Below are 18180 nucleotides of genomic sequence, written 5' to 3'. Positions count from 1 at the left end.
CTATAAATATTGATATTCATATCTATCAGAGATAAGGCCGTCCTTTATGCCGTGTCTTGAGACCCGCTGCCAATGCATTAAATGAATATTTTCAGTGCGGCTTATGCATATCAGGCCGACAGCCGCAGACTAGAACGCTTATTCCTTTTAGTTACTAAATTGTGAGCTTTTAGTATTTATTGTTCGCTACATCTTATGCCTACTTTTTGCTCCTCAATGCCCGCCGTATTCAGGAGCTGCACCCATGCCAATCCCTCTCAAACACGCCTTTCGCCGCCTGGCCGCACCTGCCTTAGCGGGCTTGCTGGGCTGCTTGCCATTGCTGGGCCACGCCGATGACTTAAAGCAAATCCGCATCGCCGTGCCCGACCTCAGCGCGGGCAGCCAACACAGCGGCGGCGGGATCAGCGACGTGCTGCGCAGCCAGCAGTTGCTGGAAAAAGCCTTCGCCGACGACGGCGTCACCATTGAATGGAAGTACTTCAAAGGCGCAGGCCCGGTGATCAACGAGGCCTTCGCCAACGGCCAGGTCGATTTCGCTTATCTGGGCGATCTGGCCGCCATCATCGGTAAAGCCAACGGCCTGGACACACGCCTGTTGAGTGCCGCCGCACGCGACAACAAACAGTATTTGGCCGTGGTGCCGGGTTCGGGGATCAAAACCCTGCAAGACCTCAAAGGCAAACGGGTCGGGCTGTTTCGCGGCACCGCTACCCAACTGTCGTTTGACGCCGCGCTGGCCAGCGTGGGCCTGACCGAGAAAGACCTCAAAATCATCAACCTGGACTTCAACGCCTCAGTGGCCGCGCTGGCAGCCAAACAAATCGACGCCTCGTGGGGCGGCTCCAACTTGAGTTCGTTGCAGGCCAAAGGCTTGGCAGACATCCCGCTGAACACCAAAGACCTGAACAACGCGGGCAGCGTGCAAAGCGTGCTGGTGGCCTCGGGTGCCTTTGTCGATGCCCACCCGCAAGCCGTGGCCAAACTGCTTAAAGCCCAGGAACAAGGCGTGCAATGGCTGACCAACGACGCCAACAAACCGGCCTACATCGCGCTGGTCTCCGGGCTGGCCAACTACCCGGCGCACATCCTTGAAAAAGACACGCAAGATCAGAAATTCAGCGAAATCTTCGTCTCGCAACTCGACCCGGTGTTCCTCGGCAAATTACAGGACTCCGTCACCCTGGCCGCCGAGCAACGCCTGATCCGCAAACCGTTCCAGGTCAGCGAATGGGTCACACCGCCGCTGGCAGCCGCCTCCCGCTAAGCCTTTTCGTCGCACTCAAACCGTAAGCCGTCAAAACAATGAGGGTCATCCAATGAGCACTGCCGCTTTAGCCGTAAAACCAGACGTTCAAACACTTGAAATACACCCGGTGGCCGGGCGCATTGGCGCCGAGATCCGCGGGATCAAACTGTCGGGCGATCTGGACGCCAGCACCGTCGACGCGATTCAACAGGCGTTGCTGACCCACAAAGTGATTTTCTTCCGCGACCAGACTCACCTCGATGACCAAAGCCAGGAAGCCTTCGCGCAACTGCTCGGCGACCCGATTGCTCACCCCACCGTGCCCGTGCGTGACGGCACGCGCTTTTTGATGGAACTGGACGGCGCCCAGGGCCAGCGCGCCAACTCGTGGCACACCGACGTGACCTTCGTTGACGCGTACCCCAAAGCGTCGGTACTGCGCTCCGTACTGGCCCCGGCGTCGGGGGGCGATACGGTGTGGGCCAACACCGCCAGCGCGTACGCCAAACTGCCTAAAAACCTGCAAGAACTGGCTGACAACCTGTGGGCCGTACACAGCAACGAATACGACTACGCGAGCACCAAGCCGGATGTCTCACCAGAAAAAATTGAGCAATACCGCAAGGTTTTCACCTCAACCGTGTATGAAACCGAGCATCCGGTGGTGCGTGTGCACCCGGTGAGTGGTGAAAAGAGTTTGGTGCTGGGGCATTTTGTGAAACGCATCAAGGGCTATTCGCCGTCTGATTCGGCGCACCTGTTCAACCTGCTGCAAAGCCACGTGACGCGTTTGGAAAATACCGTGCGCTGGCGCTGGAATACGGGTGACGTCGCGATCTGGGACAACCGCTCGACCCAGCATTACGCCATCGACGACTACGGCACCCAAGACCGCATCGTGCGCCGTGTGACCTTGCAGGGCGATGTGCCAGTTAGCGTGCAAGGACACCGCAGCCAGACCACAAAAGGCGTGTAGCCCATACAAAACCTTGTAGGAACGAGCTTGCTCGCGATCTGTTGCTCTTAAAGATCGCGAGCAAGCTCGGTCTTAGAAAGGGACTTACCACACCCCGATCTGCACCACCTTCTCAACCTCTGGCTCGCCATACCGAAAGCTCTCCGCACGGCGATCCACTTCCTGATGGCTGATGGTGGTGCGGCGCTTCAACCCACGAAGCCAGTCAAACAAATACCCCATGTGCTGCTCACGCACCGCGGCATAGGCCGGGTCCTCACCCAAGTCATTCAACTCCTGCGGGTCATTGCGCAAGTCAAACAGCTGCGGGCGAAAACCGTCATACGCCAAGTATTTCCAGCGCTCACTGCGCACCATGGTCATGCGGCAACGATCAATCGGTTGGCCCAGGCGTTCACGTGCCGGGGCCTGAAACGCGTAGTCGTATTCACTGATCGCGTACTCGCGCCACGCAGGCGTTTGCCCATGCAGTAACGGAATCAGCGAGCGACCCTCCAACCGGTGCTCAGCCCCCGTCACCCCCAGCGCCTGCAAAAAAGTCGGCAGGGCATCAATGGTTTCCGCCAGGCGTTGATCGACCGTGCCACGCGTCACATCCGCCGCCGCACGCGGGTCACGCACGATCAGCGGCACGCCCACCGCAGGCTCCAGCAAAAACTCTTTTTCGCCTAAAAAGTGATCACCCAAAAAGTCGCCGTGGTCACTGGTGAACACAATCAGCGTGTCGTCCCAGCGCCCCGTGCTTTGCAGCAGGTCAAACAGCCGCCCCAATTGATCATCAACCTGCTTGATCAGCCCCATGTACGTCGGGATCACATTCAAACGCACCTCGTCCCGCGAAAAGTTCTGGCTCTCTTCGTGCTGGCGAAACGCGTTGTACACCGGGTGGTCGCAGGCTTTGCCCGCACTCGGGCGAATCGGCGCCAGCACCTGCTCTGCGCCATACAGCGCGTGATACGGCGCCGGGGCGATGTAGGGCCAATGCGGCTTGATGTACGACAAATGCAGGCACCACGGCTGCTCGCCTTGCTCCTGGATAAAGTCGATGGCGCGGTCGGTGGTGAACACTGTTTCCGAATGCTGTTCCTGCACCCGTGCCGGCAAGTGCGCGTTGCGCATTTTCCAGCCGCTGAGCACTTCGCCATCTGCCCCCGCACCTGCATTGGCCCAGTCATGCCACGGGTTGGCACCGTCGTAGCCCAAGTCCTTTAAATACTGGGTGTAGGGCGCAGAGTCGCGCTTGTCGTCAAACAACGGGCTGTCAGGGTAAATGCCGTCGTGGCGGGCGTAGGCCTCAAAGCCCACCTCATTGAAGATTTCGGCTTGTTGGCTGTTCGGATCAATCGCCAAACGCTGTAAGGCATCGACGTTGGCCGTGGCGTGGGTTTTACCCACCAGCGCGGTACGAATCCCGTGGGGGCGCAGGTAATCGCCCAGGGTCAGTTCTTCCAGCGGCAACGGCACCGCGTTCCAGGCCACCTGATGGCTGCTGACATAACGCCCGGTGTACGCCGACATGCGTGACGGGCCGCAAATCGTGCCTTGGGTATAGGCCCGGCTGAAACGCACGCCAGCCGCGGCCAGGCGGTCGATATTGGGGGTGTGCAAATGCGGGTGGCCGTAGCACGACAAATAATCGCGACGCAGTTGGTCGCACATGATGTACAGCACGTTTTTGATGGGTTGCAGCTGTGGCATGAAGGTTCACCTTTGGCAGATAGATGACCGATTTCGCGCGAGCGCGCCGCGTGCGACAAGCGCATTTGGTGAATGGGTTTGATGCACACAGCGCATGCCGTTAAATCGCGAAGTTCTCAACCGCACACACATCATGGTCGTCGCTGTTATCCAGTTGTTTGATTTCATCGATCATGGCCTGGGCCAAGGGCGAGAGGCGGGTCGATGAGCGGCTGACGATGCCATAGCGGGTGTAGAGCGCGTCCTGGTCTTGGGCCAGTTCGTCGACCTCAATGCGCACCAGGTCGCCCTTGGCGTACAAGAAAACGTCGCTGTAGGCGCCGCAAATACCGATGGCATCGCTGCTCAACACCACGCTCATGAGGCTGAACGGGCTTTCGCATTCCACATTCGGCGCGTAGTCCTGACGTCCACTTAACTGCACCAGCACTTTGCGCAGGTTAGGCGGGCGGATGGTCACGGCCAGTGGATAACTCAACAGTTCTTCGGCGCTGACGCTGCTGCGCTGGGCCAGCGGGTGGCCTGCGCGGCAGCAAAAAAACCAGCGCCGCGGTCGCAAACGCTGGGTTAAGTACGCCGGATCGGCTTCGAAATTGCGGGTATCGGCGATGAAAAACTCGAATTCTTCGTTGAGCATGCGCTTGCTCAGGCTTTGCCAATCATCGACCTGAAAATGCACCCGCGCTTTCGGGTAACGCCCGATAAAACGTCCAATGGCTTTGGGCACTAACCCCGAAGCAGGCGCCGGGCCGCACCCAAACAACACCTCACCGCTTTCCAGGCTATTGAACTGGTTGATCTCGTTGGTCAGTTGCCGGGCGCCACTGACCAGTCGCCGCGCGTGCTCTAACAGCAACTGGCCTTGCTTGGTGGGCGCCAGGTCCTTGCGCCCACGGTCCACCAACGAGCAACCCACGCTGTGTTCCAACGCCTGAATGCTGCGGCTGAATGCCGATTGCGAGAGGTTTACCGCCTGCGCGCCCGCAACAAAACTGCGCTGCTCGGCGAGGGCGATGAAGTGACGAAGTTGGCGCAGGTCGATATGCATTTTTCACATCAAAAATATCGGGGAAATGCATTGGCTATGCATTCGATGGACTCCTTATAAAGGCAATCTCTTATGCAGTAAATATCTGTCAAAAAATAAACAAATAACTATTAGGAATATACAAGGTTGTGTATTTCGTCGACCAGGAGCCGCCCATGAGCCAATCCCAGCAAGCCCTACCGTTCCCTTCAAGGCGTTTTAAACGCCTGCCGATGGCGCTATTTCTGGCGGGCTGCTCCACGGGCTCGATGGCACTGGCCGATGAAAACCAAGCCGCCGTGGACGCCACGCCCGTTACCAAAACTGCGCCGGCAAAAGCCGATGACAGTCAGTTGAAAACCGTGACCGTGACCGCTCGACGCCGTGAAGAAAGCGCGCAAAACGTGCCCACGCCAATGAGTGTGATCAGCGGCCAGACCCTCGAAACCCAGCGCGTTTACCGGATTCAGGATTTGCAGCAGTTGGTGCCCAGCGTCAACGTCGCCTACATGCATGCCCGCCAGTCCAGCGTGTCGATTCGCGGGCTGGGCAATAACCCGGCCAGCGATGGCCTGGAAGGCAGCGTGGGGTTGTACATCGACAACGTGTACCTGGGGCGTCCGGGCATGGCGGTGTTTGACTTGATGGACATCGAGCAACTGGATGTACTGCGCGGCCCGCAGGGCACGTTGTTCGGCAAAAACACCACCGCCGGGGTGATCAATATCACCACCCGTGCGCCGACCTTTACCCCCGAGCGCAGCATCGAAACGTCAGTGGGCGAGGACGGTTATTTCCAGACCAAGGGGACGATTTCCGGGCCGCTCACCGATGATCTGGCCGGGCGTTTTTCGGCCTACCGAACCCGCAGCGATGGCGACATCAAAAACGAATTTGACGGCAATAAACTCAACGGCGGCGCACGCGAAGGGTTTCGCGGGCAACTGCTGTACAAGCCCAGCGAGACGTTCAACCTGCGCTGGATCGGCGACTACAACGAAGAGGATTCCAGCGCGGGAACCCGCACGCTGTTCAGTACCGGGCCGACCATTAATGGCGTTAACCAATACGAAACACGCGCTGCCGCAGCCGGGGCCACGCTGGTCGACGGCTCGAACCGCAAGGTCAATCTCGACAACCAGCAATCGGTCACCGTGTTTCAGGGCGGCACGTCGCTTGAGGCCAACTGGACACTGCCCAGTGACTACACGCTGACCTCGATCACCTCCTACCGCTGGTGGGATTTCACCCCGCGCAACGACGACGGCCTGGACGTAGCGGCGACTTACAACGCAGGCGTGTCCGTGAATGACAAACAGTGGTCTCAGGAGTTTCGAATCGCTTCGCCAACCGGCGGCTTTTTCGATTACGTGGCGGGGGCTTACTACTTCGGCTCCGACCTAGACAACAAATCCTTCACCTACTACGGCCCCAAGGCTGACATCTGGAATGGCACAGCAACGGGTGCCTTGGCGGACGTGAACTCCGTGGGCAACGGCCACATTTCGACCAACAGTTTTGCGCTGTTTGCCCAAGGCACGTGGCACCTGACGCCGCAGCTGGATTTCACAGCCGGGCTGCGCGGCACGTATGAAGAGAAAAGCGCGTGGGTGACACGCAATGCACCCGTCGGCGGGGCCGCTGTCACCGGCGCCGCAGCAGCGGCACGCCAGGCGCGGGTCGGCGCTTATGATTCGGGCGACTTGAACCAATACAGCACCAGCCCTTCAGGCTTGCTGAACCTGACCTACCACTTCAACGACAACGTGCTGGGCTACGCCAGCCTGTCGCATGGCGAGAAGTCGGGCGGGGTGAACCTCACCGTTGGCTCGGCGCCAACCGCCGGGGCCGACTCGCTGCTGATCGGGACCGAGCGCGCCAACAATGCCGAGCTGGGGGTTAAAAGCACGCTGTGGGATCGCCGCCTGCAACTCAACGCCAACCTGTTCTGGACACAGGTCAACGGGTACCAGACCACGGCTTACGACGATTCCACACGCGCTCAATACCTGACTAACGCAGGCTCTGTGCGCTCACGCGGGGTCGAATTCGAGAGCACGTTGATCCCCGTGCGCGGGCTGACGCTGAACCTCAACGGATCGTTTAATGACGTGCGTTACCTGTCGTACAAAGATGCGCCATGCCCGCCGGAAGTCAGCCTGCAAGCAGGCGCGCCTGCCTCGTGCGACTTGAGCGGGCATCAGGTGGTCGGCGCTTCGAAGTGGATCGGCAACGCCAATGGCGAATACAAATGGAACCTCAACAACGGCCTCGAAGAGTACGTCACCGCCAGCTACGCGTTCCGCTCCAAAGCCGTGGGCACGGTCGAAGACTCGGCTTATGCACAGATCCCGAGTTACGCGGTGGTCAACTTATCCACAGGCTTGCGCGGGGACTTTCACCAAGGTCAGTGGGACGTGTCGCTGTGGCTGAAAAACGCCTTCGACAAAACCTACTACACCACCCTGTGGAGCGCCGCCAACGGCGGTTATGAAGGGTTGTTGGGCACGCCACGGACACTGGGCGTGACCGGCCGTTATGATTTTTAAAGGCTGACCACACCTTGCCGTATGGGAGCGGGCTTGCTCGCGATGGGATCGCTGCGGTGTGCCTGATACACCGCAGTGTCTGCGTCGCGAGCAAGCCCGCTCTCACTTTAAAAAAGTTTTTTGGTTATTAACAAATAGCTTCTTATTCCTTAGCGAATCTAAAAACCGTCCCTATACTGACTCGGTAACACACATACCGCTGGAGGCATGCACCCATGGGCAACGAATCGATTCGCTATTTGATAGTGCCGGGCTGGCAAGGGTCGTCTGACGATCATTGGCAAACCCACTGGCAAAACAGCTTGCCGAACAGTGCTCGGGTGGAGCAAGCCGACTGGCTGACACCCCGCCGCGAAGACTGGATTGCTGCGTTGGCCGAGGCGATTGCCGCCGACAGCACGCCCGTGATTCTGATAGCCCACAGCCTGGGTTGCATCACCGTCGCGCATTGGGCCGAACGCGCGCCCGCTAGCCTGCTGAACCAGGTGCGCGGTGCTTTGCTGGTGGCCCCGGCCGATGTCGAACGCCCAACCTGCGCCCCCGCGCTGCGTAACTTTGCACCGATCCCGACGCACACCCTGCCGTTCCCGAGCCAAGTCGTCGGTTCGGACAACGATGCAGCGGCCAGTGCGCCTCGCGCCATGGAGTTCGCTCGTCAATGGGGCGCCGAGGTCGGCATTCTCAGCGGCGCTGGACATATCAACGTCAAGTCCGGCCACCAACGCTGGGAGCAAGGGTTCGCCTTTTTGTATCGCCTGCAAACCCGCATTGAGCACGGCGCCCTGCGCCGAGCCTGAATTTTTTGTAACGCCCGCGCCCACCCATCGGCGGCGGGCGGGAGCCTGCCATGAGTCAGCATGAAACCTTTGGTCAGCCCTTGCTGACCTTTCCCGACGCCGAAAAAAGCCCGCTGAGCATTCGCGCCAAAGCGCTGGTGTTTGTCGACCCGCGCTCACGCCAATTACGTGACGACCTGGAACTGCTCGCCCCACGTGCTTTGCCCGTGCTGATTCGCGGCGAAACCGGCAGCGGCAAAGAGCTGCTGGCCCGGCATATTCACCGCGCCAGCGACCGCTCTGGTTTGTTTGTCTCGGTTAATTGCGGCGCGATCAGCCCAACCTACGCCGACGCCGAACTGTTCGGCTACGCACCGGGCGCCCACAGCAGTTCGGCCAGCAGCCGCGCCGGATGGTTTGGCTCGGCCAATGGCGGCACCTTATACCTGGATGAAATCGGTGATTTGCCGCTGGGTATTCAGGTCAAGCTGCTGGCGGCCCTGGAAACCCACGAAGTCACGCGGGTCGGTGCCCATCAGCCAAGCCCGGTGGATGTGCGGCTGGTCGCGGCCACCAGCATCGATCTGGCGCAGGCTGTAAAAGCGGGCAAATTTCACGAGCGGCTGTATCACTACCTCAGCGAAGGGCAATTGGCATTGCCAGCCCTGCGCGAGCGCGTGGGCGATATTTTGTCGCTGGCCGAATACTTTTTGGGCATCTACAGCCAGCGCCTTAATCTGCCGGTGCCGTTTATCAGCGACAGCGCGCAACGCGTACTGGAGCGCCACAGCTGGCCGGGCAACACCCGTGAGCTGGAGAACGTGATTCACTTTGCGCTGCTGGTCAGCACGGGCGAAGAGATACAACCCGAGCATTTAAACCTGCCCGACAGCCTGAGCCAGATTGAGCTGTTTATAAAAGGCGCAACGGCGCAGGAGTTGGCAGCGCTGAAGAACCTGCTGCCGTAGCCCTTTTTAGGAGCGAGCTTGCCTCGCGATCTTTTGATCGTTTAAACAATCGCGAGGCAGGGACAGCGCAATCCAAACAAAACGATCTAAGAAGCTTAAGAAATATTATTTTTCTGGAATAAAAAAGTTAGGTATTGTCCGCTCCGACTTCCAATAAAACCGTCATTCGAACGGTCATTTACTTAAGGACATTGCATGAAAAAGGTTCTGTTGTTTACCGCATTGGCGGCTGCTTTGACGGCAGGCCTGGCACAGGCTAACGAAAAACTGGTAGTCGCTGCGACCCCGGTTCCTCACGCCGAAATCCTTGAGCTGATCAAACCGACCCTCGCCAAAGAAGGCGTGGATCTGGAAATCAAAGTCTTCACCGACTACGTTCAGCCGAACGTACAGGTCGCAGAGAAACGTCTGGACGCCAACTACTTCCAGACCCTGCCGTACCTCGAAAGCTTCAACAAAGGCAAAGGCACCAACCTGGTGACCGTGATCGGTGTTCACGTTGAACCGTTCGGCGGCTACTCGAAAAAAGTTAAAAACCTGTCTGAGCTCAAAGATGGCGCAACCATCGCCATCCCTAACGAAGGCAGCAACAGCGGCCGGGCGTTGATCCTGCTGCAAAAGGCCGGCTTGATCGAACTGAAAGATCCGACCAACGCCGTGTCCACACCAAAAGACATCGCCAAAAACCCGCACAACTTCAAATTCAAAGAGCTTGAGTCTGCGCTGCTGCCACGCGTGCTGGACCAGGTCGACCTGGACATGATCAACACCAACTACGCGCTGGAAGCGGGCCTGAACCCGGCCACGGACGCGCTGATCATCGAAGGGGCTGATTCGCCTTACGTGAACTTCCTGGTAGCTCGCCCGGACAACAAAGACAGCGACGCGATCCAAAAGCTGTCCAAAGCCCTGACCAGCCCAGAAGTTAAAGCGTTTATCGCGGAAAAATACAAAGGTGCGGTGCTACCAGCGTTCTGATTGAGCGCCAGCTCCACTGAAAACGCCGACGGCTATTACAGTCGTCGGCGTTTTTTATTATTTGGTAAAACTACCTAGCAGATTTCGCAGGTAGGCAAGATCATTGTTTGGGGCAAAGCTGAGGGGACTTCCGCAAAGAGCCAACCAATATGCCTCTTACACACTATGCTTACGATCCTTTGGATCGCTTAACAACAACCTCAGTGGGCGCCCCACCCTCAACGCAGCGTTTTTATAACCATGAACGCTTGAGCACGACATGCCAGGGTGAGCACAGCCAGTCAGTCTTTCAGCACCACAACCTGCTGTTGGCTGAAAAACACACATCAGAAACCCTGTTGCTGGGCACCGACCTGCAACGCAGCGTTTTGCACTCACTCAGCGGTGCACACAAACACCCGCGCGCTTATAGCCCTTATGGTCATCATCGCGTTCAAAGTGAACAACAGAGCCTGTTAGGGTTTAACGGAGAAGCGCCCGACCCAATAACCGGCCACTATTTGTTGGGCAACGGTCACCGAGCGTACAACCCCGTATTGATGCGCTTTAACAGCCCCGATACGTTAAGCCCGTTTGGCAAGGGTGGGATTAATCCGTATGCGTATTGCTCTGGCGACCCGGTGAATCGAAGCGATCCGAATGGGCGATTCTGGGGCGTAAATGTGAAAACCCTTATCAGTAGTTTCATGGGTTTATTTTCTGTAGCCGTCTCAACGATGCCCTCCCTCGGGTTTAGAGAATCACTCATTGCCATTAAAAGGCGCACACACACGCTTGACCATGTCGTAAAGGTCGGCACAACATCGGCGGCATTCATTGGTGCAAGCGCATCAACCGCTCGCGCCTCACTGCTTGATCCGGGGGGGGACGTAGGGGAGGCATTACACTGGATATCAACGGCGGCGACGGGTGTCTCATTAGCCGGCAGCGCGTTTATAACCGGCCGAGACTTTCAAAAGCGCAGGGTCTTGAGAAATCTGGAAACAATACCTGATGTAGAATTGCAGAACGGATCTAGTTCAAGATCCTACACACTTCAACACCTCAGCACGACGACCACCTCGACAACGACAACGACAACGACAACGACAACAACCACGACAACAACCTCACATACAGCGCGCTCTCAGCGAAACCCAAGCCCTTCTGTGGTCCTCAATATTCAAGGGGATCATATTCGAAGCGGCCCTTAGCCTCCCCTCAATCCGCCCAATGCCAAGCCGGCTGATCCAGCATTCGCTGCCCCACCACCTCGGTCTGACCGAGGTTTTTCTCCAGCACGATGCAGTTGCACTCCGGGTCTTGCTGCAAGGCGGCAATCAAACGCCGGGCGTGTGACACCACCCACACCTGGGAATGGTGCGAAGTGCGAATAATCAACCGCGCCAGCGCGGGCAGCAGGTCGGGGTGCAGGCTGGTTTCGGGTTCGTTGAGCACCATCAGCGTCGGTGGGCGCGGGGTGAGCAAGGCGGCCACCAACAGCAGATAGCGCAAAGTACCGTCCGATAACTCTGCCGCCGACAGGGGTCGCAACAAACCCTCTTGATAAAACTCGACGGCAAAGCGCCCACCGAGCATGAAATTGATTTTTAGCTGCGCACCGGGGAAGGCGTCGCTGATGGCGCTGTGCAACGCCTCGGGGTCGCCGATTTCGATGATGGTTTGCAGCGCGGCGGCCAGGTCTCGGCCGTCGTGGTGCAACACGGGCGTGCGCGTGCCCAGTTGCGGTTGACGCACCGGCGCCTCGGGGTCCGTGCGAAAGTGGTCATAAAAACGCCAACCACGGATCGATTCGCGCAATTGCAGCACTTCAGGTGAGGCATGCAGGCTGCCGACTTGATCGAACAGGCTGTCGAACATCGGCGCATGTTGCGCCAGCACCTGCCAACTGCGCTCAGCGCGGGCGCGAATCATCGGACCTTCACGCTCCACCAGCTCACTGGCGGGCCGATAACAAGGCCCCACCCAAATGCTCTCGTGCTTGATTTGCGGGTCGAGGGTAAAGGCCGAATGTTCGGGTGGCGCCAGCCCCAGGGCGATGGCGTAGCTAAAGTCATCGCCCGCAAACCCTAAGCGCAGGCGTTTGACCTTATTGCGCGGCCCGCCTTCAACAGCCACTTCGCCTGACTTCATGCGCCGCGAAATATGTTCAGGCCCAGCCCAGAACGTGGACTCCAGCCCGCCCTCGCGGGCCAACGCATTGATGACCCCGCCTTGGGCCGTTTCGGCCAACAAGCGCAGTGCGCGGTACAGATTTGATTTACCGCTGCCATTGGGGCCGGTAATCAAATTAAGTCGGGCCAACGGCACGATTAACTGGTTGATGGAGCGGTAATTGGCCACCGCCAGAGTGGTGAGCATAGGGTGACCTCTAAAAGTTATTGCCACTCTGTGGGAGCCTGGCTTGCCAGCGATGCAGGCGATGCGGTTTTTCTGTTAAACCGCGCAGATGCAATCGCTGGCAAGCCAGACTCCCACGGTTAGATGGAGCCGAGCGCAAACAGAGTCCCACAAACACTAAACCCTGTTCTACGCTGTCTGTCGTATCGTCCCGTCAATCGGCATCACGCAAAGGAGTCTGCATGGCTGGTCAACGAGTCAAGTGTGTTTGGGGCTTAAGCCTTTTGGCGCTCCTGACCGCTTGTGGCAAAGAAGGCCCCAAAGAGCCTTTGTCCCCACGGGTCTATGTACAGCAGGTGAGCACGCGTGAGTTTGCGCCACCCATTCAACTCAGCGGCGATATTCAGGCTCGGGTCGAAACGCAGCTTTCGTTCCGCGTTGGCGGCAAGATTATCGAGCGTCAGGTCGATGTCGGTGATCACATTCAGGCCAATCAGGTGTTGGCCCGTCTTGATCCCAAAGACCTGAAAATCCAGGTCCAAACCGCGCAAGCCAGCGTGTATGCGCAACAGGCGCAAGTGGTGCAAACCCGCGCGGCCTTTATTCGTCAGCAAAAACTGCTGCCAAAAGGCTACACCAGCCAAAGCGAATACGATGCCGCCAACGCCGCGCAGCTCAGCGCCCAAAGCGCCCTGACCGCCGCGCAGGCGCAGTTGGCCAATGCCCGCGAGCAACTGAGCTACAGCAACCTGGTCGCCGAAGCGCCAGGCATCATCACCGCGCGCCAGGCCGAAGTCGGCCAAGTGGTGCAAGCCACCATGCCGATTTTTACCCTGGCCCGTGACGGCGCCCGCGACGCGGTCTTTAACGTGTATGAGTCGCTGTTTATTGAGCCGCCCAAAGACCCGACTGTGCAGGTCACATTGCTGAGCGACCCGACGATCAAGGTCAACGGCCAAATCCGCGAGATCACCCCGACCGTGGCGGCGCAAAGCGGCACGCTGCAAATCAAGGTGCAACTGGACACCTTGCCCAAGGGCATGGAGTTAGGCTCGATTGTCAGCGTCAACCTGACCCCGGCGCCTCGGCCCAGCGTTGAGCTGCCGTGGTCCGCCCTGACCAAAGATGTCTCGGAACCTGCCGTGTGGGTGGTCGACGGTCAAAACAACGTGCGCATACAGCGCGTCACCGTGGGGCGCTACCTCACCGGCAGCGTGATCATCAACGATGGCCTCAAGGACGGAGAGAATGTGGTGGTCGCAGGCGGGCAATTGCTACACCCCGGCATGCAGGTCGAAATTACCCCCGTCCCGGCCGGAGGGATGGCGCTATGAGCCGCTTATGGATCGTGCCGCTCGCCGCAGTGTTGCTGCTGGGCTGCTCTGAGAAAAAACCACCAGAGCCTGTCAGGCCGGTGCTGTTCGTGGTGGCAACACCTGAGCTGGCGCAAAACCTGGGGCGCTTTGCCGGCAATATAGAAGCCCGCTACGAAAGCACATTGGGCTTTCGCGTGCCGGGCCGTATTGTGCGACGCCTTTACGATGTCGGGGCGATGGTCAAAGAAGGCGATATTTTGGCCAGCCTGGACCCCACCGATCAGCAGAACAATGTGCGCGCAGCCCAAGGCGATCTGGCCAAGGTCCAGGCGCAATTGATCAACGCCCAGGCCAATGCCCGCCGTCAGCAAGAGCTGTTCAATCAGGGCGTAGGCGCGCAAGCGCAACTCGACGCGGCGCAAGCCGACCTCAAAACCACTGACGCGTCGATGCAACAAGCCGTCGCGGCGCTCAATCAGGCCAAAGACCAACTCAGTTACTGCAACCTGCGCGCCGACCATGACTCGGTCATCACCGACTGGCAGGCCGAAGCCGGGCAGGTGGTCAGCGTGGGCGAAGAGGTCGTCACACTGGCACGGCCTAACGTCAAGGAAGCGGTGATCGACCTGCCAGGGCCACTGGCTGAGGCCCTGCCCAAAGACATCGTGTTCCTGGTCGCAGGCCAGCTCGACCCGAACGTCAACACCACCGCCCATGTACGCGAAATCGCCCCACAAGCCGACAGCGCCACGCGCACCCGACGCACCCGCCTGACACTCGACCAGACCCCGCCGGCTTTTCGCCTCGGCAGTTCGGTCAGCGTGACCGTCAGCAGCCCGATTGCCGAACACTTCCAGTTGCCGCTCACCGCCTTGCAAGAAGTCGACGGCCGCACCCGGGTCTGGGTCATCGACCCGCAGACCCTCGCCGTCAACCCGCGCGACGTCAGCGTGTTGCGGCGCGAGGGCAATACCGTGCTGCTCTCGGGCGGCCTGCACAGCGGTGACAAAGTCGTCAGCGCAGGCGTTCACAGCCTGACCCCCGGACAGACCGTCAGATTCGACAAGGAAAGCTCGCTATGAATGGGACGTTCAACCTCTCCGAGTGGGCCCTGAAGCACCAATCGTTCGTCTGGTACCTGATGTTTGTCGCCGTGCTGGCCGGGTTCTTTTCGTACTTCAATCTGGGCCGGGCAGAAGACCCCAGCTTTGCCATCAAAACCATGGTGATCCAGACCAAATGGCCCGGTGCCACGGTCGATGACACCATGCTGCAAATCACTGACCGCATCGAAAAAAGCTCGAAGAGCTGGACTCGCTGGACTACGTGCAGAGCTACACCCGGCCGGGTGAGTCCACGGTGTTTGTGTTTTTGAAGGACACCACCAAAGCCGATGCCATCCCCAATATCTGGTATGAGGTGCGCAAAAAAATCGGCGATATTCGCGGCGACTTCCCGCAGGGCATTCAAGGCCCGGGGTTCGACGATGAGTTCGGTGATGTCTACGGCACGATTTACGCCTTTACCGGCGATGGCTTCACCATGCGCCAACTGCGCGATTACGTGGAGCACGTGCGCCTGGGGATTCGTGACATCCCCAATCGCGGCAAAATGATGACCATTGGCGAGCAGGAAGAAACCTTCTACCTGGACTTTTCGACTCGCAAACTGGCCGCCCTGGGCCTGGACCAACAACACATCCTCGAAAGCCTGCAAGAACAGAACGCCGTGACCCCCGCAGGCGTGATTGAAGCGGGCCCCGAGCGCATGTCCGTGCGCGCATCGGGGCAGTTCAAGAGCGTGGCCGACCTTGAGGCCGTGAACTTGCGGGTCAACAACCGCTTCTACCGGCTGGCGGACGTAGCCGACATTACCCGTGGGTACGTTGACCCGGCCGCGCCGATGTTCCACTACAACGGCCAGCCTGCCATCGGCCTGGCGGTGGCCATGAACGCGGGCGGCAACATTCAGGCGTTCGGTGAGCAACTGCAACAACGCATCGACGAACTGACCGCCGAACTGCCCGTCGGCGTGGGCGTGCACATGGTGTCCAATCAGGCAGAGGTGGTTGAGGTGGCCGTGCACGGCTTCACCAGCGCGCTGTTTGAAGCGGTGATCATCGTGTTGGCGGTGAGCTTTATCAGCCTGGGCCTGCGCGCTGGCATGGTGGTCGCCATCTCGATTCCGCTGGTGCTGGCGCTGGTCTTTGTGTTCATGGAGTTCACCGGCATCGCCATGCAGCGCGTGTCACTGGGCGCGTTGATCATCGCCCTGGGGCTGCTGGTGGACGACGCGATGATTACGGTGGAGATGATGATCTCGCGGCTCGAACTAGGAGAAACCAAGCAACAGGCCGCAACGTTTGCCTACCACTCCACGGCCTTTCCGATGCTCACCGGCACCCTGGTCACGGTGTCAGGCTTTGTGCCGATTGGCCTCAACAGCAGTTCTGCGGGGGAATACACCTTCACCCTGTTCGCGGTCATTGCCGTGGCTCTGATTGTGTCGTGGGTGGTGGCCGTGCTCTTTGCACCAGTGCTGGGCGTGCACATCCTTAGCCAAAAGGTCAAACCCAAGTCCGAAAAACCGGGGCGTCTGGCCCGGGCCTTCGACACCAGCCTACTGTGGTGCATGACCCACCGCTGGCTGACCATCATCGCCACGGTGGTGATGTTTTTGCTGTCGGTGGTCGGCATGACCTTCGTGCAGAACCAGTTTTTCCCGGCCTCGGACCGCCCCGAAATTCTGGTGGACCTGAACCTGCCACAAAACGCTTCGATTCAAGAAACCCTCAAAGTCACCCAGCGTTTTGAGGAGTCACTCAAGGGCGACCCGGACATCGTGCGCTGGAGCACCTACGTGGGCGAGGGCGCGATTCGCTTCTACCTGCCGCTGGACCAGCAACTGCAAAACCCGTTCTTCGCCCAATTGGTGATCGTCAGCACCGGCCTCGAAAACCGCGACGTGCTGATCGATCGGCTCAACAAACGCCTGCGCGAAGACTTTGTGGGCATCGGCAGTTACGTCCACACCCTGGAACTGGGCCCGCCCGTGGGGCAACCGCTGCAATACCGGGTCAGTGGCCCGAACATCGACAAGGTGCGCAAATACGCCCTTGACCTGGCCTCCGTCCTCGACGCCAACCCCAACGTAGGCGAAACCCTGTTCAACTGGAACGAGCCGGGCAAGGTGCTGCGCATCGACATCGCGCAAGACAAGGCCCGCCAATTCGGGTTGTCATCCGAAGACGTGGCGCAAGTGATGAACAGCATCGTTACCGGCGCGACCGTCAGCCAGGTCAAAGACAGCATCTACCTGATCAACATCATCGGGCGGGCCAACGGCAACGAACGCGGCACGCCGGAAACCCTGCTCAACCTGCAAATCACCACACCGAGCGGCACGTCGATTCCGTTGCTGGCGTTTGCTTCCGTGCGCTATGAGCTGGAACAGCCGCTCATCTGGAGCCGTGATCGCATCCCCACCGTGACCCTCAAGGCCTCGGTGCGCGGCAGCATTCAGCCGACCGACCTGGTGAGCGACCTCAAACCGAGTATCGACGCCTTCATCGACAAACTGCCGCAGGGCTACACGGTACAAACCGGTGGCACCGTGGAACAAAGCGCCAAGGCCCAGGGCCCGATTGCCAAGGTGGTGCCGTTGATGCTGTTCTTGATGGCCACCTTCCTGATGATCCAGCTGCAAAGTGCGCAGAAAATGTTCATCGTGGTCAGCGTCGCTCCGCTGGGGCTGATTGGCGTGGTGCTGGCCTTGGTGCCAACGGGCACGCCGATGGGCTTTGTGGCGATCCTGGGGATTCTGGCGCTGGTGGGCATCATCATTCGTAACTCGGTGATTCTGGTGACCCAGATCGACCAGTTCGAACGCGACGGCTACGACCCGTGGCACGCTGTGATGCAAGCCACGCAACACCGTCGCCGACCGATTCTATTGACGGCGGCGGCGGCCAGTCTGGGCATGATCCCGATTGCGCGTGACGTGTTCTGGGGGCCGATGGCCTACGCCATGATCGGCGGCATCATCTCGGCCACTTTGCTGACGCTGTTGTTCCTGCCAGCGCTGTACGTGGCCTGGTACAAAATCAAGGAGAACAAAAACCCGCCACCGGCCATGCACTGACCTGGCAGGAGCGAACTCGCACTGGCTCTGTGCCTCGTCAGCGGCTACAAAAGAACCCTGTGATCAGGCTTGCACGCCCGAACGCTGATGATTCAGCGACGGGGGTCAACACGAGCAAGCCGCATCCCACCGTAGTCGCTGCCGAGGACCGAAGGCTGCGAGC

At 59.1% G+C, this 18180-nt stretch carries 12 protein-coding genes and 1 pseudogene; 10 read left to right on the top strand and 3 right to left on the bottom strand.

Annotation, left to right across the window (positions count from 1 at the left end):
* Positions 1–244: 244 nt before the first annotated feature.
* Both RHM56_RS23365 and RHM56_RS23360 read left to right on the top strand, forming a co-directional pair.
* On the top strand, positions 245–1267 hold the full coding sequence (locus RHM56_RS23365; RefSeq protein ID WP_322236486.1) for an ABC transporter substrate-binding protein: 1023 nt from the start codon (positions 245–247) through the stop codon (positions 1265–1267).
* A gap of 52 nt (positions 1268–1319) precedes the next feature.
* Positions 1320–2225: a TauD/TfdA family dioxygenase gene (locus RHM56_RS23360; protein ID WP_322236484.1), complete on the top strand. Its 906-nt coding sequence runs from the start codon at positions 1320–1322 to the stop codon at positions 2223–2225.
* 84 nt (positions 2226–2309) lie between these two features.
* On the opposite strand, the gene RHM56_RS23355 is transcribed toward RHM56_RS23360, so the two are convergent.
* Entirely contained in the window at positions 2310–3923 is a 1614-nt protein-coding gene (locus tag RHM56_RS23355) for an alkaline phosphatase family protein (RefSeq protein ID WP_322236481.1), read from the bottom strand.
* Positions 3924–4023: 100 nt separating this feature from the next.
* Positions 4024–4971: a LysR family transcriptional regulator gene (locus RHM56_RS23350; RefSeq protein WP_322236479.1), complete on the bottom strand. Its 948-nt coding sequence runs from the start codon at positions 4969–4971 to the stop codon at positions 4024–4026.
* A gap of 155 nt (positions 4972–5126) precedes the next feature.
* Here RHM56_RS23350 and RHM56_RS23345 point away from each other — a divergent pair, with 155 nt between their 5' ends.
* The 5 genes from RHM56_RS23345 (at position 5127) to RHM56_RS23325 (ending at position 11414) form a co-directional block, all read left to right on the top strand.
* On the top strand, positions 5127–7499 hold the full coding sequence (locus RHM56_RS23345; RefSeq protein WP_322236477.1) for a TonB-dependent receptor: 2373 nt from the start codon (positions 5127–5129) through the stop codon (positions 7497–7499).
* A gap of 215 nt (positions 7500–7714) precedes the next feature.
* A complete protein-coding gene (locus RHM56_RS23340; protein WP_322236475.1) occupies positions 7715–8296 on the top strand; it encodes an alpha/beta hydrolase in 582 nt (193 codons plus the stop codon).
* Between the two features lie 50 nt (positions 8297–8346).
* The gene (locus RHM56_RS23335; protein WP_322236473.1) at positions 8347–9243 is read left to right on the top strand and encodes a sigma 54-interacting transcriptional regulator; all 897 of its coding nucleotides are present in this window, start codon (positions 8347–8349) and stop codon (positions 9241–9243) included.
* A 195-nt stretch (positions 9244–9438) separates the two neighbouring features.
* Complete coding sequence (locus RHM56_RS23330; RefSeq protein WP_322236472.1) at positions 9439–10221, top strand: MetQ/NlpA family ABC transporter substrate-binding protein; 783 nt, start codon at positions 9439–9441, stop codon at positions 10219–10221.
* Between the two features lie 149 nt (positions 10222–10370).
* Positions 10371–11414, top strand: coding sequence for an RHS repeat-associated core domain-containing protein (locus RHM56_RS23325; protein WP_322236470.1), 1044 nt, complete (start codon positions 10371–10373; stop codon positions 11412–11414).
* 7 nt (positions 11415–11421) lie between these two features.
* Here RHM56_RS23325 and RHM56_RS23320 read toward each other — a convergent pair whose 3' ends face one another.
* Positions 11422–12582, bottom strand: coding sequence for an AAA family ATPase (locus RHM56_RS23320; protein ID WP_322236468.1), 1161 nt, complete (start codon positions 12580–12582; stop codon positions 11422–11424).
* A 221-nt stretch (positions 12583–12803) separates the two neighbouring features.
* On the opposite strand from RHM56_RS23320, the gene RHM56_RS23315 reads away from it, so the two are divergent.
* The 3 genes and pseudogenes from RHM56_RS23315 (at position 12804) to RHM56_RS23305 (ending at position 18017) form a co-directional block, all read left to right on the top strand.
* Positions 12804–13895: an efflux RND transporter periplasmic adaptor subunit gene (locus tag RHM56_RS23315; protein WP_322236466.1), complete on the top strand. Its 1092-nt coding sequence runs from the start codon at positions 12804–12806 to the stop codon at positions 13893–13895.
* Positions 13892–14959, top strand: coding sequence for an efflux RND transporter periplasmic adaptor subunit (locus RHM56_RS23310; RefSeq protein WP_322236464.1), 1068 nt, complete (start codon positions 13892–13894; stop codon positions 14957–14959). Before RHM56_RS23315 ends, RHM56_RS23310 begins: the two co-directional genes overlap by 4 nt.
* Positions 14956–18017, top strand: a pseudogene (locus tag RHM56_RS23305) (efflux RND transporter permease subunit). Before RHM56_RS23310 ends, RHM56_RS23305 begins: the two are co-directional and overlap by 4 nt.
* Positions 18018–18180: the final 163 nt, after the last annotated feature.

This window comes from Pseudomonas sp. CCC3.1 (assembly GCF_034347405.1).
In the GTDB taxonomy this organism is placed as follows: Bacteria; Pseudomonadota; Gammaproteobacteria; order Pseudomonadales; family Pseudomonadaceae; genus Aquipseudomonas.
The sequence above is the reverse complement of the archived record's forward strand: the minus strand, read 5'-3'. Positions and strand labels throughout refer to the sequence as shown.

Excerpts from the sequence above, each read along its gene's own strand:
- RHM56_RS23335 (WP_322236473.1), top strand. The coding sequence starts at position 8,347 with ATGAGTCAGCATGAAACCTTTGGTCAGCCCTTGCTGACCTTTCCCGAC.
- RHM56_RS23325 (WP_322236470.1), top strand. The coding sequence starts at position 10,371 with ATGCCTCTTACACACTATGCTTACGATCCTTTGGATCGCTTAACAACA.
- RHM56_RS23315 (WP_322236466.1), top strand. The coding sequence starts at position 12,804 with ATGGCTGGTCAACGAGTCAAGTGTGTTTGGGGCTTAAGCCTTTTGGCG.
- RHM56_RS23340 (WP_322236475.1), top strand. The coding sequence starts at position 7,715 with ATGGGCAACGAATCGATTCGCTATTTGATAGTGCCGGGCTGGCAAGGG.
- RHM56_RS23310 (WP_322236464.1), top strand. The coding sequence starts at position 13,892 with ATGAGCCGCTTATGGATCGTGCCGCTCGCCGCAGTGTTGCTGCTGGGC.
- RHM56_RS23330 (WP_322236472.1), top strand. The coding sequence starts at position 9,439 with ATGAAAAAGGTTCTGTTGTTTACCGCATTGGCGGCTGCTTTGACGGCA.
- RHM56_RS23355 (WP_322236481.1), bottom strand. The coding sequence starts at position 3,923 with ATGCCACAGCTGCAACCCATCAAAAACGTGCTGTACATCATGTGCGAC.
- RHM56_RS23360 (WP_322236484.1), top strand. The coding sequence starts at position 1,320 with ATGAGCACTGCCGCTTTAGCCGTAAAACCAGACGTTCAAACACTTGAA.
- RHM56_RS23365 (WP_322236486.1), top strand. The coding sequence starts at position 245 with ATGCCAATCCCTCTCAAACACGCCTTTCGCCGCCTGGCCGCACCTGCC.
- RHM56_RS23350 (WP_322236479.1), bottom strand. The coding sequence starts at position 4,971 with ATGCATATCGACCTGCGCCAACTTCGTCACTTCATCGCCCTCGCCGAG.
- RHM56_RS23345 (WP_322236477.1), top strand. The coding sequence starts at position 5,127 with ATGAGCCAATCCCAGCAAGCCCTACCGTTCCCTTCAAGGCGTTTTAAA.
- RHM56_RS23320 (WP_322236468.1), bottom strand. The coding sequence starts at position 12,582 with ATGCTCACCACTCTGGCGGTGGCCAATTACCGCTCCATCAACCAGTTA.